The sequence below is a fragment of the Terriglobus tenax genome, assembly GCF_025685395.1.
GTDB classification, from domain to species: Bacteria; Acidobacteriota; Terriglobia; order Terriglobales; family Acidobacteriaceae; genus Terriglobus; species Terriglobus tenax.
Genome location: NZ_JAGSYA010000004.1, coordinates 309,438 through 326,392, shown reverse-complemented (window position 1 = coordinate 326,392; position 16,955 = coordinate 309,438). Strand labels below are relative to the sequence as shown.

Below are 16,955 nucleotides of genomic sequence, written 5' to 3'. Positions count from 1 at the left end.
ATCGGTAATTTAGCTAGACACAATCTGCTGTAGCAACACGAAAATAATCTCCGTAAGCATGACCAGGGAGATCGGGTTGGTGTCGAACTGATAGTTCAATGCGAACCCATCCAGCAGGCCGGAGATCACCTTACGGGTGGTGGTGTTTTGCAACTGGGGGATAAAGTCCGCGACCTCGCGTGCTACATATTGCTCAATCATCCGGGAGTGGAGGGCGGCAAGGCGTTTCCGCTTCGGGTGGCGTACGGCGTATGTTTTGAACTCAATATGAAGCAGGGCTGCTTCACGGTCGTTGACGCACTCTGCCAGGTGCTTGCTGAAAGCCTTCAGACGCTCCATCATGGAGGTACAGTGCTTGAGGGTGTCGCGTAGCAGGTTGCTGTCTTCCTCGAGACTTTCTTCAAAAATTGCGAAGAAGATGTCCTCTTTGTCCTTAAAATTCGCGTAGATCGCGCCGCGGGTTTTGCCCGCCAGGCGAGCAATATCCTCCAGCCGGGCATGCTCAAAGCCGGATTTTGCAAACACTGTACGTGCTGCCTGTAACAACTCCGCCCTTGTTTTGAAGGCACGTGCCTGCTTGGGAGCAGGGATTCGGTCGGAGCGATGATTTCCTGAATCTTTCATGGCAGCTACGAAATCTATCAAATGATACACGCATGTATGTATCGGCAGACCTGGTACTAAGAACCCCTCCAGAAGGTGAAGGTAAATGATGAACCTCAACAAAAGACGGATTCAGCGGGCGTCGCTTCCGGTATTTGCTGCATTTGGCACGTTTTGGCTCGCCGGCTGTGAAAAATCCACCCAGGCTACGGGAGCTCCCATGGGACCGATGCCGGTCTCGGCCATTGTTGCCCGCGGAACCGACGTGCCTTTGACGGGCGAGTGGGTCGGTACCCTGGATGGCTATGTCAATGCACAGATCCAGCCCCAGGTCAGCGGTTACCTTATCCGCCAGAATTACCGCGAAGGTTCTGAGGTTGCCAAGGGACAGGTGCTGTTTGAGATCGATCCGCGGCAGTTCCAGGCCTCGCTCGACCAGGCCGAGGGACAGCTTGGACAGGCCAAGGCCCAGATGCAACTGGCCCAGATCAACGTGAAGCGCGACACGCCACTGGCTGAGGCCAAGGCTATTGCCCAGAGCCAGCTCGACAACGAGCTGCAGCAGTTGGCTCAGGCAGAAGCCGCCGTGAAGACGGCAGAGGCCAGCGTTGAGAATGCCAAACTGAATCTTGGCTGGACGCAGGTGCGTTCGCTTATCTCCGGTGTTGCCGGTCAGGCCGCCACGCAGGTAGGCAACCTGGTCAGCCCGCAGTCGGTGCTCACGTCGGTCTCGCAGTTGAACCCAGTGAAGGTCTACTTCTCGGTGAGCGATGCCGAGTACCTGGCGCTGACGCATCACAGTGCGACTGGCAACAGCGATCTGCTGAGCGGCGCTTCAAAGATTCCCCTGACGCTGGTGCTCTCCAATGGAGAGACCTACACGCAGAAGGGACACATCGTCTTTGTAGACCGCCAGATGAACGCCCAGACCGGTGCAATCCGCGTGGCCGCGGCGTTTGCCAACCCTGGTAATATTTTGCGTCCGGGCCAGTTCGGCCGCATCCACGCAGAGACCCAGGTTCGCCACAACGCGATCGTGGTTCCGCAGTCGGCTGTGGCCGAACTACAGGGCACGCAGCAGGTCTATCTGGCAGGTGAGGATGGCAAGGTTCACGTTTCCAATGTCAAGCTGGGACCGCAGTACGGCAACAACTGGGTGATCGAAAGTGGCGTTCCCGCCGGAGCCAAGGTCATTACCGACAACCTGCAGAAGCTGCGTGAAGGCGCTCCGGTTGCCGCCAAGGTAACCGACTTCCAGCCAACCGCATCCACACAGCCGGCCGGGAGGTAAACCGTGTCAAAGTTCTTTATCCGACGGCCCATTGTGGCCATTGTGATCGCGATCATTACCGTGGTGATCGGCCTGGTATCGATGTTCACGCTGCCTACGTCGCAGTATCCGAACATCGTTCCACCCGAAATCCTGGTCCAGGCGACCTATCCTGGAGCCGACGCAAAGACTCTGCAGCAGGCAGTGGCTACGCCGCTGGAGCAGCAGATGAACGGCGTCGACAACATGATCTACATGTACTCGGTGAATGCGAACAATGGACAGAGCTCGCTCTACGTTGACTTCGACGTCAAGACGAACGCAGACACCGACCAGATCCTTTCCCAGCTTCGCGTTTCGCAGGCACAGTCGCAGCTACCCTCCGAGGTGAATACCTCGGGTGTTATCGTGCAGAAGGCGCTGACCTCGCCGCTGATGCTGGTCAGTCTCAACTCGCCAGACAAGCACTATGATGCCCAGTTCCTGACTAACTACGGCATCATCAACCTGCAGGACGAAATTTCCCGTGTTCCGGGGGTTTCGCGCGTGCAGATCTTCGGCGGACAGTATGCCATGCGCATCTGGGTCCGTCCGGACCAGCTCGCCAAGCTCGGCGTGACCGTTCCGGAGGTGATCAGCGCTCTGCAGACGCAGAACAACGTGCACCCGGCTGGCCAGATCGGTGGCGAACCGGTTCCGAATGGACAGATGTTCACCTACACCGTTCGCTCCCAGGGTCGTCTGACGACCTCAGAAGAGTTCGGCAACATCGTTGTCCGGGCTAATGCTGACGGCTCTATCCTTCACATGAAGGACGTCGCCCGCATTGAGCTTGGTACGCAGATCTACAACCTGACGGCCCGTTACAACAACGCGCCTTCGGGTGCGATGGCGATCTACCAGCTTCCCGGATCGAACGCGGTGCAGGTAGCCGCTGGCGTTCGCAAGCGCATGGATGAGCTGGCGAAGAACTTCCCGCAGGGACTCACCTACGATGTTCCGCTGGACACGACCCTGGCCGTGACCGCGGGTATTCGAGAGATCACTGAGACCCTTGTGGAAGCTCTGATCCTCGTCATCATCGTTACCTATATTTTCCTTCAGGGATGGCGCGCTACCCTGATTCCATTGATGGCCGTGCCGGTATCTTTGATTGGTACGTTCATCATCTTCCCGCTGCTGGGCTTCTCCATCAATACGTTGTCACTCTTCGGTCTGGTGCTTGCCATCGGACTGGTCGTCGACGACGCCATCATCGTGGTGGAAGCGGTCGAGCACTTGATCGAGCAGGGGCTGTCGCCACGCGACGCGACCTACAAGGCCATGGAAGAGGTGTCGGGGCCGGTAGTGGCCATCGCGCTGATTCTTGCGGCGGTGTTCATTCCGACGGCGGCAATTCCGGGTATTACGGGACGCCTTTACCAGCAGTTTGCCATCACGATCGCCATCTCGGTGCTTATCTCCGCGTTCAACGCGCTGACGCTCAGCCCCGCTCTGGCGGCCCTATTGCTGAAGCCGAAGAAGGAAGGGAAGCCCGGTCCGCTGCAGCGGTTCTTCAATGGCTTCAACCGTATCTTCGGACGCACAACAGATACCTACGTCTCCACCTCGGGCCTGCTGTTGCATAAGTCGGCCTTCACGATGATCCTGCTGGCGGTTGTCGCCGGCGGAGCCATTCTGCTTGGGGCGCGTCTGCCCAGCGGATTCATTCCGGAAGAAGACCAGGGCTACCTCTTCATGGCCCTTCAGCTTCCGGACGCATCCTCTCTGCAGCGTACGGACCAGGCAGCCCAGCAGATCACCGACTCGCTGATGAAGATCCCAGGGATCAAGGGCGTCATCAGCGTCAACGGCTTCAGCCTGCTGACGCAGACGCAGAGCACCAACACGGCCTTCTTCTTCGTTTCGTTGAAGCCGTGGGAAGAGCGTAAGTCTGCGGAAGAGCAGGTGGCCGGCATCCAGGCCAATATTCAGAAGTCAATTGGTGGCCTGAACGACGGCATTGCCTTTGCTTTCCCGCCGCCAGCGATTCCGGGTATCGGTACCTCGGGCGGTGTGACGATGATTCTGCAGGACCGCTCCGGCAGGGACGATCCCATGTTCCTGACAAAGAACCTTGGAGCCTTCCTGGCGGCAGCGCAAAAGCGTCCTGAGATTGCGGCGGTTATTCCGTCGTATCTGCCGGCAGTGCCGCAGCTCTATGTCGATGTGGACCGTGAACGCGTATTGCAGCAGCAGGTCAACCTGGCCGATGTTTATTCCACCCTGCAGACTTTCATGGGGGGATACCTGGTGAACTACTTCAACCGTTTCGGCCGCCAGTGGCAGACTTATGTGGAAGCCGAAGGCGAGTCGCGTACGAAGATCCAGAACATCGATCAGTTTTATGTCCGCAGTGCAAATGGCAGCCAGGTACCGCTGTCTTCTCTGGTGAAAACCAAGCAGATCACCGGTCCTGAGTTCATCCTTCGCTTCAATGAGTATGGTGCGGCGCAGTTGAACGTTGCCGGTAAGCCGGGCTACAGCTCGGGGCAGGTGCGTAAGGCACTGGAAGAGGCCTTCAAGGAATCGATGCCCGAAGGCATGGGCTACGACTACCAGGGCATGACCTTCCAGGAGCGTCAGGCAGAACAGGGCGTACCTTCATGGGCCGTCTTTGCTCTGTCCATCCTGTTCGTCTTCCTTATCCTTGCGGCTCTGTATGAAAGCTGGACGCTTCCTTTCAGTGTTCTGCTCAGTACGCCGGTCGCAATTCTGGGAGCGTATCTTGCGTTGAATATGCGCGCGTTTGAGAATGACATCTTTGCCACGATTGGTCTGATCATGCTGATCGGTCTTTCAGCAAAGAACGCCATCCTGATCGTCGAGTTCGCAAAACTGAACTACGAGAAGGGGCAGAGCATCTCAGAAGCAGCATTGAACGCGGCACGTCTGCGTTTCCGCCCCATTGTGATGACGGCACTTGCCTTCGTCTTCGGATGCCTCCCGCTGTGGGTTGCAACCGGATCGGGCGCATCTTCACGAAAGATCCTGGGTACGGTCGTGATTGGCGGAACGGTTCTGTCCACCATCATCGGCGTTCTTATGATTCCGACAACCTTCAGTGTGGTCGAATACCTCTCGCTCCGTTTCCTCAAGGGCAAGAAGGATACGACCATGGACAGCACGCATCCGGCGGACGATCCGCACGATTCGGATGGCCCCACACAACCGGGCCTTCAGGCCGATGGAGGGCACGCATGAAATCCACCCGTCAGAAGGTAACGTTCCAGCTGGCAGCAGGAGCCATTACGATGGCCCTGCTGGCCGGCTGCAACGTTGGACCAAAGTACAAGCGTCCTGCATATCAGGCGCCGGAAGCATTTCGCGGTGCCGACGAAGCGCAGATAGCCACCAACGCCCAGGCCTCAATTGGCGACAAGACCTGGTCAGAGGTCTTTCAGGAGCCTGAACTCCAGGCCCTGATCAAGGAAGCGCTGGGCAACAGTTTCGATGTTCGCATCGCGGCGCAACGCATTCTTGAACAGCAGTCGCAGGTAAAAATTACCCGCGCAGGCCAGTTTCCGCAGGTCACGGCTGGAGGCTCCGCTATTGGAGCCGATATCCCGTCTTCCTTCGGAGACATTACCAGCCCGCTATCTTTTGGCGGCTTCAATCTGGGCGCGACCTGGACTCCCGATTTCTGGGGGCTCTATCGTAAGCAAACTGAAGTGCAGCGTGCACAGCTCCTGGGCCAGCAGTGGGCGGAGCGTGCTGTGCGCGTCACACTGGTGCAGCAGATCTCGGGAGCGTATCTCCAGCTGCGTGCCTATGATCGTCAGCTGGAAATTACAAAGCAGACGGTGAAGACGCGGGAAGATTCGCTGAAGCTGACTGAGCGCCTGACACAGGGCGGCTCGGCTCCGTTGTCAGACCAGCGCCAGGCGGAGCAGTTGCTCTACACCGCGACTGCGCAGATTCCTTTGCTGGAGCAGCAGATTGAGCAGCAGGAGAATGCCATCAGCATCCTGCTGGGACGTAACCCCGGTCCGATCGCACGTCACGCTGACAACGTGTTGGCGCCCGTGCCGCAGGATACTCCCGTGGGCGTACCATCGCAGCTGCTGGAGCGCCGCCCTGATATTCAGCAGGCTGAAGCCCAGTTGATTGCTGCCAACGCCCAGATCGGTATCGCACGCGCGCAGTTCTTCCCGCAGCTCTCCATTACGGGAAGCGCCGGCGTGGGCGGTGACAGCTTCGGCAGCATCTTCAGCACCAACAGCAAAACCATCTATGGCATGGGTACGCTTACGCAGCCCCTGTTCATGGGTGGCAAGCTGAAGGGGCAATTGCAGCTGTCCAAGCAGCAGCAGGAAGAGCTGGTGATCAGCTACCAGAAGTCCATTGCCGGGGCTCTGCGTGATGTCTCCAATGCGCTGATTGCGATGAATAAGACCCGCGCAAGCCGTGAGCAGCAGCAGAAGCTGGTCGCCTCCGCTCAGGATGCTGTCCGTCTCGCACGGATGCGCTACCAGGGTGGAGCCGCAGGTTATCTCGAGGTACTGACCAACGACGCCAACCTCTACAGCTCACAGCTGAACCTGGTGACCGCACAGCAGAACGAGGCACTCACCCTGGTACAGCTCTACGCCGCACTGGGCGGAGGCTGGAAATAACGCAATCTTTGCTGGTTCCCTGAATAACCGGCAAGGAACCTACAAACGACCGCATTCTTGATCATCTGCTGTGATCCATCAAAGGACACAGCAATGAGCCGGATGCGGTCGTTTTATTCTGCTCGGAAGACTCTTAGCTGCAGACAGATGGGCACGCATCAACACCCAAACACGAATGCTTGAAATCTCAAGCCTGGACAACCTTGTGTTGAAGGACTTCGCCTCGGGAAACTTCTAAGCCCGGAGCGTCGGCGTCAGGCTGCGGAGCATGCACAGCAGCGGCATGGTCTAACGGAGCGACGAGCGTGCCGTTAGACCAAGCAGCCACGCGGCACGCAGCGTTATCGGCCGACGCAAGGGGCTGATGAAGATCAACTGACACGCGCGATCATCACACTGGGCTGCTGGTGCGTGCTGGCTGGAAGGTCGGCTGCTTGTAAGGCGGGCTCTCCAGCGCAAGTGGAAAACAGCCGTAGCGGAGCAAAATGCCTGCAGCAGGAAGTCTCACGCCTTACAATTCCCGGCACACCAAACCCTTGGCGGCCTTAAACGCTAAGCTGTTGAAAAGGAATGGCGGAGAGACAGGGATTCGAACCCTGGATACCTTGCGGTATACACGCTTTCCAAGCGTGCGCCTTAAGCCACTCGGCCATCTCTCCGGCGCGGGGGAAGCAACTCTTTGAAAATATCATACTTGGCTGTGGCTTACATAGGTGCCTGCGCAAGTACTGCCTCGTAATAGCGCTCATACAGCGGAATGATGTTCGAGGTACAGAAGCGCTGCTGTGCGGTTTGCCGTGCGGCACGCGACATCTTTGTGAGGCCCTCACTGTTCGTAAGCAGCGCAATGGCTGCCTCGGCCATCCCGTCCGTATCGCCTACCGGGAAAAGCATACCGGTGATGTTGTGATCGATCAGTTCCGGCACACCACCTACGCGGGTAGCAATTGCGGGCACACTGCAGGCCATCGCTTCCAAGGCTGCCAGGCCAAAGGATTCCATTTCAGAGGGCATCAGCATCAGGTCCGCCAGTGAGATCAGGTCTTCCACGCTGTTCTGTTTACCCAGGAAGTGAATACGGTTCTTGATTCCGTAGCTGACGGCGAGCCGCTCGGCTTCGCTGCGGTCCGGACCATCGCCAATCAGCATCAGGCGGGCCGGTATGGCACGTGCGATCTTTGCAAAGGTGTGCACCACGTCCGTAGCGCGCTTTACCGGTCGGAAATTGGACAGGTGTACCAGCAATGCTTCGTCCGGAGCGGCATACTTCGGACGATCGCGGTTGTAGACCTCTTCGCGCCGTACATACACATCGCAATTGACGAAGTTGCGGATCACCTCAATGTGCCGTGCAATGGAGAAGGCGCGCTCCGTCTCCTCCTTCAAATGCTGCGAGATTGAGGTGATGCCGTCGGACTGTTCGATTCCAAACTTGGTGATGGGCAGGTACGAGTGGTCCTGCCCGACGAGCGTGATGTCGGTGCCATGCAGCGTCGTAATAAAGGGCAGACGGATGCCGCGCGCGGCCAGCATCTGGCGTGCGAGCAACGCACAGACGGAGTGGGGAATGGCGTAATGCACATGCAGCAGGTCGAGCTGATAGAACTCGGCCACCTCCGCCATGCGCGTGGCAAGAGCCAGGTCATACGGCGGGAACTGGAAGAGCGGATAGTTGGTGACCGGAACCTCATGGTACCGGATATTGGCTTCGCGGCCTGTCAGGCGGAAGGGCTGCGAGTAGGTAATGAAGTGCACCTCGTGCCCGCGCGCGGCCAGCTCAATACCAAGCTCTGTGGCAACGACGCCGCTGCCACCGTAAGTGGGATAACAGGTAATACCAATCTTCATGCCTTGTCCCTATCGTTTCGTTAGCAGGTAGAGTGAGAGAAGCCATCACGCTGAACGCGGGCGGCTGCGAGATTGCCAAAGTGCATAGGTTGGATGTCCCTACGCTGCCGCAGGATGCGGGGAAGCGTCTCCAGCAACGCGCGTAGTTCTATCTCTCGTTCGCTCTGCAGACGTGTCCGTTGCGATGCCAGAACAGTATCCCGGTATCCAGGATGACAGGCAATCTCCCATATCCCTTCGGGAAGGACTTCAAGCCATCTCTCGATTGTTACGGAGTGAAGTGTTCCGGTTGCCGCAATGCCGATGCAGGCATCGGGCGCGGCCATGGTATGCGCAACAGCATCGTTCCAGAAGGAACGCCCCGAGCGATATCGCATAGCCCGCGTCTGGAACTGACGCAGCCATGGTGCCGCGGAAAGCCGCATACTCCATTCCTCTTCGAAGGGATTGCGAAGACAGTCCAGACCACACGCTTCCATGGCGCGCAGCAACGGTCTGCGGACACGGGAGAAGGCGTGCATATGCTTATGGGTGTCGACATGCGTCACCTGCAGGTCAGCCTGTTGGAGTTTTCTGATCTGCGCTACAGCTTCCCGTTCGATGTCTTCTTCGCGAATGCGGCCCATGGCAAGGTCGCGGACGAACAGCGAGAGCGTCGGGCGAAAGGTCAGCCGATCAGAGCCCAGTAAAGAGGGAACCATTTCCGGAGAAAGAACCGGATTTCCGTCCAGCAATACGACGTGGCATCCCACACCCAGACCTGGCCGCTGTTTTGCCAGCGCCATGGCTTCTTCGAAGGCTGCGCCGTTGGCCATCAGTGTCGCGGAGGTCAGTGCTCCGGCATCGTACAGCTCGGCAATGGCGAGGTTGATGCCAGGAGCCTGGCCGAAGTCGTCTGCGTTAATGATCAGTTGCTGCACAAGCTTGAGTTTAATCGTTATGGCTGTGTCTTGCTCAGGCGGCGATAGTAGTCGGCCACCGCGTCCTGGTATGCAGGGGCGGCTGTCTTTGGTTTTGAGCTACGTATCTGACCCTGATCCAGCGCCGCACTCTGCCGCAGGCGCAACTCGATCTTGTCAGCCTGGGCCAGCACCTCGGTGCTCATGTGCTGCACCATCTCAGGATTGCCAGGGAAGCGCCGTGGATCAAGGCTCTGCATCTGCCGCTGCAGGTCGTCGATCTCTTTCTTTGCCTGTTGATCGTTGCCAGCGGCTTGGCGCAGGTTGTTAAGGTCACGCATCCCCTGCGCGATAATCTGCTGCAGGTCGGCGGGGTTGTTCGTATCGCCCGGGTCTCCGGCACGGCGCGAACGGTCGAACTGATTATTGCCGGTATTCACATTGCCCCACGCTGCACCGCCATCGTAGCCGCCACCGCGGTTGGAGGAGTTGCCCAGGTCGCCACTGTTTGCGCGCCCGCCGCCTGCGCCATTGCCGGCCTGCGATGTCTGCTGGCCGCTTTGATTCCCGCCGCCTTGCCGGCCCTGTCCGCCTTGTTGTCCGTTCTGGCCAGACTGTTGCCCATTGCCTTGCTGGCCACTTTGGCCCTGCTGTGGTCCGTTGCGGTTGCCGGTCTGTCCATTGCCATTGCGGTTGGAAAGCGATTCGATGCGGCTACGGAAACGATCCAGAGCGCCCAGGGCGGCGGTCTGGTCTCCCGTATTCTGCCGCTGCTGACGCGGATCACCGCCGGAGCCAACACCATTGGCCGCCTGTCGCACCTGCTGGTTCAGTTTGTCCATGCCCGCGCGGATGCTCTCTTCCGTACCGTTCGATTCCGGGTTGATGCCCCGGCGAAGCCAGTCGGCCGTGCGCTGTACGCGGTTGTCCAGACCATCCTGATCGGAAGCGTTCAGAGCATCCCGCAGCTTACCGGACACGCCGGGCTGTGTTGGTGCTAGTTGTCGCGCCGTGCTGCGAAGGCTGTTCTGCAGCCGCGAGAAGTCTTCAGACAGTTTCTGCCGGTCGTCGGCAATGCGGTTGCGCGCGTTGGCTCGCTCCATCATCTCCTGCATGGTGGTTGCAGGACCTTTGCTGTTTTGCTCGGCGACAAACTGGCGGATACGGTCAGATTGCGCGCGCTCCTCTTTGGCAATGCGGTCAGACTCCTGTGCCAGCGAGTCCAGCTTGCCGCTGGCCTGTTGCTGCTGAGCTCCTCCCATCAAGCCGGTCGCCTGACGGAGCGACTCGGCTGCGCGGCGAGCTGCTTCATTGGCCGCCTGTTGTGCGTTGGGCTGGCCGGCCTGTGGAGTGGCCGCACGTTTCATCTCATCATTGGCACGCCGCAGACGATCGAGTGCTTGCTGCACGCGGGGATCATCCCCTCTCTGCGATCCGCCCTGGGAGCCTGATTGCTGTCCCCTTTGCTGGCTGCTCTGTTGACCCGACTGCTGTCCGCCCTGTTGGCCCGGCTGCGAACCTGATTGCTGCTGGCCATTTTGCTGCTGCCCGTTCTGGTTCTGAGCGAGTTGCTCCATCTGCTTTTGCAGTTGCTCGGCTTCCCGGCGCAGCATCTCCTGTTGCCAGCGCTGCTGGAAGCTCTGCTGCGGATTGCTGCGCTCGTTCTGTGCCAGCTCTTCCTGCCGCTTGGCAAGCGCATCAAGCTTCTGCAGAGCTTCATCGACCTTCTTTTCTTTCTCTTCCTGCGGCGATGCGGTCTGTGCGCTCTCATACTGGTTCTTTGCCGTATCAAGCTCCAGGTCAAGCAATGTTGCGAGATCGCGACCCATGGAGCCTCCTCCACCGCCGCCACCACCTCCGCGCTGGCCAAAGGCAACCTGGATCTGGCGGAAGGTAGCCTCGGCACGCAGCAGGAACTGGAGCGCCTTCTGCTCGTTGGCAATTGCATCTTTCCACTGTTGGCCGCGCAGCTTATCGGCGGCGGGCACCATGGCCTTCGAAGCTTCCTGCATGTCTTTCTCAAACGAGGTAAAGGTCTCATTGGCCGCGGTCATGTCTCGGCTTTCCAGGCGGCTGGAAAGAGCATCCACCTGCTGCCGGAGCTTACTCTGTACATCGGCCAGGAACTTCGACTGGTCCTCGCTGGACTTCGGTGTGGAGGTCTTATCGTTCTGCTGTTTCCATGTCTGTGCGATCAGCTCTTTCTGCCGGCGGGAGATCTCCCCCTGGTTCTGTTGCTGTCCGCCGCCCCCACCGCCGCCTCCGCCACCAGCCTGCGATTGTGAGAACTCGCGCTCAAAGGGGTCGGCCTGGATAAAGCTGATATCGGTCTTCGCCTCCGCGTGGCCGTCTTTTGCCGTGGCATAAAGGCTGACGACATCGCCAGGTTGCATCTTGTAGTTTTCCAGACTGATGGTCTGCGAGCCATCGGCCTGGCGAAGTCCATTGGCCTTAAGCATGGGTACTGTCTGTTCAGGGCCACCGTTCACGGAGTAGTGCAATGCCATGGCATTCAGGCCGAACTCTGCCGAACCCTTTACCTTGATCGTGACCTCTTCAATCGGGCTTGCATGATAGTCGTTTGTTGGCTTTTCAATTGCAACGGTAGGAGGCTCTGCCTTGTTCGTGGCAACAAAGTAGTCTTCTGTCAGGCGCACCTGCTGTCCATCGTCGATGCCGGCAATGTGGTACGCGCCATCCTTCTGCATCTTTATCGTCGTACGATACGTATTGCCTTCGCCTCCGCTCAGCTTCAACAAGGTTCCGTCATCCAGTGCAAGTAGGCCATTGTGCAACGGCTTGTCCGTATGGATCTCAAGCTCCGCCTCGGTGCCTTCAATCGCACGAAGATCGCCACCATGTTCATCGATCTGCGGTTTCATGCCTGTCCAGGCTGGATACTTGTAATTCACCTTGATGGCGGTAATCTGCGGCATGTCGACAACGCGCAGTGTGTAGTGGCTGCTGGAAAGTGGTCCCGCGCTGACGTAGTACTCCACATTTTCAGGTAACGCGGTGAAGAGAAACTGGTATCCGGGAGCGCCCTCCAGCGGTCGCATGGGCACCGGCTCCCATCGGGCCGAGCTCTGGTAGCGCGCAAAGAGCTGCACCTTGTCTGTCTGAATGCCCGTGAGTTGCGCGGTGATCAATTGGTCGGTATTGCGGCGCAGCGCAGCATTTCCAGGCAACACGCGCAGGTCATACAGTGGAGCAACATTCTTCTTCGGGCCTGTCCATAGCAGAGACGCTCCATAGCCCAGGTAGCCCGGGCCGGCGGCGATCATCCAGATCAAAAGACCGAGCGAGGCCGCACCGGCGCCCATCAAGGTATAGAAAGTCCGTTGCGGTACAAGGTCAGTGGGATGCGCGGTCTCGGCAATGGCCAGCGTGTCGGCGGCCAGCAATTCAAAGAATGGACCTGAGTTCGTCTCCTGTCGCTCAGAAAAAGTCAGAAGACGGTCGTCGAAGGCAGGGAAGGCCTGTTCCGCCTGGCGAACGGTAGCTTTGCGCGTGAGTCGCAGCAACGGAATTACGAGTGCGATCGTGGCAGCTACTACGATGGCCAGCAACATGCAGAGTCGGGCTGTAGTCAGCCTGCTGAGAGGGAAGGCATACGCATTCAGGATGAGAATTGCAACAACGGTAACGATGAGCGCCGTTGCTGCGACGACAGCTGCGCCACGTACGGTAGCAGCCACGCGCAGACGGCGTTCCATACTGTCAATGTAGGCGTTGAGCTGCTGATGACGGCTCATGCTTCCTCCCTTTGCGTACCCAGGTACTGCCCGGCCACAATAGACTCCGCCAGAGCCAGCAGGAAGAGGACGACCATAGCGTACCACCACAGGCTGACGCGTACCGTGCTATTTTGTACGGGATTCGAGGCCGTGTTTCCGTTGCCGGTGGCACTTCCTGCCCAGAGTTGCTGGACATCGGGCGGAAGAATCTCAAGGTTACTTTCGCGTGTGTCAGCATTTACGCCAATCAGGCCATCACGACCGTTTGCAAAGCGCACGCGATAAAAACCCGCGGAGGTCAATCGCAGTGTCTGCGCGGTACTGGCTTCCGCAAGCGTAAGTGGCCGCGTACCGTCCGGTGCGATCACGTCTACACTGGCGCCCTGCGAAGCTCCCGCCGCGGCAGAACGCAGCGGGACAAACTCATCCACGGAACGCGCACCGCTCAGTCGTTCTGTTCCGGAAAGATAGCGTGTCGTCAGATCAAGGAAAGGAACAAACGCAGGCGAAAGTGGCAGATCGTTCGTCAGGTTGTCGAATCCTGAAGCGAAGACAAGTACGTGACCCTCGCCAAGTTGACGGTCAAGCAGCAGGGGAGTGCCATCCGTCAGCTTGATGAGAACCCTTGCGTCGTTTGCATCCACGCTTGCGGCGAAAGAGAACCGCGCGTCGCTCCATCCTGCTGTTTCGCGCAGCACGGGATGCGTGCGGTCCATATCGCCGATCCCTATCGGATCCCCGCCACGGGCATAGAAATGCGGCTGCGCGGTCGCCGTGGCCAGTAAAGAAAGCTTGCCCTGACGTCCCGCATTCGTGCCGACGGACATCAGCACGTTGCCGCCGCCTTGTACGTACTTCCTCAGCGCGTTCTCAAAGGCTGTGGGCAACGTGGAGACATCCGACAGAATGACGAAGGCATATTTTGAGGGATCGGATTCGGTGACGGCGTCCGCGCTCATCGGCTGCAGCAGATACGCTCCCTGACTTGCTGCTGCAATGGCCGCACTCACGTAAAGCGGGGTTCGTGTATCGAGCGCCGGGCGGACCATCAGGATGTGTTCGGGGTCGGAACGGCGCACCGCGAATCGCCACAGGTCATCCGCGGAAAGAGCATCTCCGCCATCGAGGGTCACGGAGCATTGGCTCAAGCCGTAAGGCACTTCCAGCCCAGTGAACTCGACCGTGGTATTGCCATTCTCTTTCAGGGTGACGGTCTTTGAAGAGACAGCTTTGCCATCGATCATCAGTGAGACCTTCTTGCTGGCTGCCCTGGTGTTGTACCCGGCAATGACGGCACGCACGCGCGCTGTCTTGGTATCAGCGACCTGCGAAGGTGCGTCCACGCTGACGATGCCCCAGTTTTCTTCTGTTCTGTCTGCAACGGAATGCAGCAGGAGCTTTGCAGACTCAGGCAGTACCATCTCCGCAAAGTTCCCGGGCACGCTGGAGCGCTGCATGTCGCTGAACAGGTGAAGATCAATCGGAATGTGTGTGGCCTCTTCCAGAGCTCGTACGCCCCGGCCGAGGTCGCCGAAGTTTGAGCGGCCATCCCCGGGCTGAATGCTGTTGATGGCAGAGCGGAGTGTTTCGTCGTCTTCAATTGCCTGGGTAAGGCCTTCCATCTGCCCACCGAGCGCCATGACCTGTGCCTTCTGTCCGGGACGCCGCGAGCTAAGCGTGCTGAGCGCCTGCTGCTTCGCTTCCAACAGGCGTGTTCCGCTGCGCATGCTCAGAGAGTGGTCGACAACGATCAGCAGAAGACGGTCATTGGCTTTTGCCGCGGGCCTGCGAACAAACGGCGCGGCGAAGGTCAATGCCAGTAGAAGAACAACCAGCGTTCGCAGCGCAAAGAGCAGGAGGAACTTCAAACGGCGATGTTTGGTTGAGCTCTGTGTGCCCCGCTCGAAGAACATCAGGGAACTGAACGGTAAAGGAATGCTCTTATGGCGACGCAGCAGATGCACATAGACCGGCAGACCTATGGCGAGTGCTCCCGCAAGAAACCATGGCGCGAGGAATCCCATCAGGCAGCGGCCGCCTTTCTCAGCGACAGGTACGCCTGCAGCGTGGCGTCCAGCGGCTGGTCGGTCACCAGCAGGCGATAATCCATGCCCGCGGCGCGGGCTCTCGACTCGACAGCGGCAAGATGTTCATTCAAGCGACGGCGATACTCATGCTTCGCGTAATCCGGGATGACCTCCATTACCTGGCCGGTTTCCATGTCCTCCAGAACGGAGGGCCCGCGAAGCTCGGGCTTTAGTTCTTTCGGATCGAGCACCTGGAACAGGGTGACTTCGCTGCCTTGATAACGCAGCGGCTCGATGGAGGTAATCATCTCTTCGGGATCGCCAAAGAAGTCGGAGAAGACCATCACCATGCCGCGACGTCGCAGCAACTCATGTGCGTGCCTCATGGGATTGTTGAAGTTCGTGCGTGCTGCCGGTTCGGCACGGTCCAGCACGGCCAGCACGCGATACAGCTGGCCTTGCCGGGTGGATGGGCGAACAGACTCTCGTATGTCGTCGTCAAAGACAATGATGCCGGCGGCATCTCGCTGATACTTGATCGACATGTACATCAGCGCGGCAGCTGCATAGCGGGCATAGTCCATCTTGCTGACCTTGTGCGAGCTGTACTTCATCGAGTTGCTGGCATCCAGGAGCACGGTCATCTGGCTGTTGGTCTCGCCACGATACCGCTTCAGATAAGTGCGCTCTGTACGGGCAAACAAATTCCAGTCGATGTGGCGCGGGTCCTCGCCCGGAGTATAGGCGCGGTATTCGGCAAATTCCTGGCTGAAGCCAAAATCGGCAGAGCGGTGCAGGCCGGCGACAAAGCCGTCCACCACCGTACGCGCAAGCAACTCCAGGTTGCCAATGCCGGCCAGAACCGCGGGATCGAGGAATCGCTGCATCATGCTTCCTTGGGTGCAGGCAGGTGAGCGATGAGACGGCGCAGGATCTCATCGGTGTCGATGCGCTCGCTCTCGGCATGGAAGTTGAGCAGGATGCGATGGCGCAGCACGGGCGTGGCCAGTGATCTCAAATCGTCATACGTCACGTGATACCGCTTGTTGGCCAGTGCGCGCGCCTTGGCCGCAAGTACCAGGAACTGTGCGGCACGAATGCTGCCGCCGTAGTTGACATACTTCTTTACGAAGTCCGGAGCGTTGTCACTCTTGAAGCGCGTGGCTCGGACAAGGTTAACCGCATAGCGCGCCAGCGACTCCGCAATCGGAACCATGCGGACAAGCTGCTGCAGTTCGAGCAATTCTTCGGCAGATGTAACGGCTTCGATCTTCGGTGCAAGCGTCGCCGTGGTCATATCGACGACCTTCACCTCGTCATCTGCGGACAGGTAGTCAAGCACGGTGTTGAACAGGAAGCGGTCAAGCTGTGCTTCCGGCAATGGATAGGTCCCTTCCAACTCAATCGGATTCTGTGTTGCGAGTACGAAGAAGGGCGAAGGCAACTGGTAGACGTGGCCACGCACCGTGCAGGAGCGTTCCTGCATCGCTTCAAGTAAGGCCGCCTGTGTCTTGGGGGGAGTGCGGTTGATTTCGTCAGCCAGCACCACGTTGCCGAAGATCGGGCCCGGGACGAAGGTCCAGGTGCGGTGTCCGGTCGCCGGGTCTTCTTCGATAATGTCGGTGCCCGTGATGTCTGACGGCATCAGGTCAGGTGTGAACTGAATGCGCTTGAAGGTAAGCCCGAGCGCTTCCGCTATCGTTTTGACCGTCAGCGTCTTCGCCGTGCCGGGCATACCGGTCAGCAGGCAGTGCCCGCCAACGAACAGCGCGGTAAGAATCTGATCGAGTACCTCATCCTGGCCGACAATGACCTTGCGCACCTGCGCCAGGATGCCGTCGCGTACGGCATGAAATCGTTGAATCCGCTTTTCCAGTTCGGCTGCATCCAGGCTATTCAGTGCGGTCTCCATCCGG

The 16,955-nt window shown here is 58.7% G+C and carries 10 protein-coding genes, 1 tRNA gene and 1 pseudogene; 4 read left to right on the top strand and 8 right to left on the bottom strand.

Annotation, left to right across the window (positions count from 1 at the left end; all coding sequences use genetic code 11):
• Positions 1-9: 9 nt before the first annotated feature.
• On the bottom strand, positions 10-624 hold the full coding sequence (locus tag OHL13_RS07015) for a TetR/AcrR family transcriptional regulator (RefSeq protein WP_263409416.1): 615 nt from the start codon (positions 622-624) through the stop codon (positions 10-12).
• Between the two features lie 199 nt (positions 625-823).
• Between OHL13_RS07015 and OHL13_RS07010 the strand changes: the two genes are divergently transcribed.
• The 4 genes and pseudogenes from OHL13_RS07010 to OHL13_RS06995 all read left to right on the top strand — a co-directional run.
• Entirely contained in the window at positions 824-1,894 is a 1,071-nt protein-coding gene (locus OHL13_RS07010; protein ID WP_263409415.1) for an efflux RND transporter periplasmic adaptor subunit, read from the top strand.
• A gap of 3 nt (positions 1,895-1,897) precedes the next feature.
• Positions 1,898-5,116, top strand: a complete 3,219-nt coding sequence (locus OHL13_RS07005; protein ID WP_263409414.1) for an efflux RND transporter permease subunit — start codon at positions 1,898-1,900, stop codon at positions 5,114-5,116.
• Entirely contained in the window at positions 5,113-6,528 is a 1,416-nt protein-coding gene (locus tag OHL13_RS07000; protein ID WP_263409413.1) for an efflux transporter outer membrane subunit, read from the top strand. Before OHL13_RS07005 ends, OHL13_RS07000 begins: the two co-directional genes overlap by 4 nt.
• A gap of 187 nt (positions 6,529-6,715) precedes the next feature.
• A pseudogene (locus OHL13_RS06995) lies at positions 6,716-6,927 on the top strand (IS3-like element ISCARN86 family transposase); the annotation flags it as partial.
• A 172-nt stretch (positions 6,928-7,099) separates the two neighbouring features.
• Here the strand turns inward: OHL13_RS06995 and OHL13_RS06990 are convergent.
• The 7 genes from OHL13_RS06990 to OHL13_RS06960 form a co-directional block, all read right to left on the bottom strand.
• Positions 7,100-7,187, bottom strand: a tRNA-Ser gene (locus tag OHL13_RS06990).
• 46 nt (positions 7,188-7,233) lie between these two features.
• Complete coding sequence (gene bshA, locus OHL13_RS06985) at positions 7,234-8,376, bottom strand: N-acetyl-alpha-D-glucosaminyl L-malate synthase BshA (RefSeq protein ID WP_263409412.1); 1,143 nt, start codon at positions 8,374-8,376, stop codon at positions 7,234-7,236.
• Between the two features lie 20 nt (positions 8,377-8,396).
• Entirely contained in the window at positions 8,397-9,296 is a 900-nt protein-coding gene (locus OHL13_RS06980; RefSeq protein ID WP_263409411.1) for a ChbG/HpnK family deacetylase, read from the bottom strand.
• Positions 9,297-9,313: 17 nt separating this feature from the next.
• On the bottom strand, positions 9,314-13,030 hold the full coding sequence (locus OHL13_RS06975) for a DUF4175 family protein (RefSeq protein WP_263409410.1): 3,717 nt from the start codon (positions 13,028-13,030) through the stop codon (positions 9,314-9,316).
• Positions 13,027-15,036: a BatA domain-containing protein gene (locus OHL13_RS06970; RefSeq protein ID WP_263409409.1), complete on the bottom strand. Its 2,010-nt coding sequence runs from the start codon at positions 15,034-15,036 to the stop codon at positions 13,027-13,029. Before OHL13_RS06970 ends, OHL13_RS06975 begins: the two co-directional genes overlap by 4 nt.
• On the bottom strand, positions 15,036-15,929 hold the full coding sequence (locus OHL13_RS06965; RefSeq protein WP_263409408.1) for a DUF58 domain-containing protein: 894 nt from the start codon (positions 15,927-15,929) through the stop codon (positions 15,036-15,038). Before OHL13_RS06965 ends, OHL13_RS06970 begins: the two co-directional genes overlap by 1 nt.
• Positions 15,926-16,951 (bottom strand): AAA family ATPase, encoded by a 1,026-nt coding sequence (locus tag OHL13_RS06960; RefSeq protein WP_263409407.1) that lies wholly within the window; start codon positions 16,949-16,951, stop codon positions 15,926-15,928. The genes OHL13_RS06965 and OHL13_RS06960 overlap by 4 nt, the downstream gene beginning before the upstream one ends.
• Between the last annotated feature and the right edge of the window lie 4 nt (positions 16,952-16,955).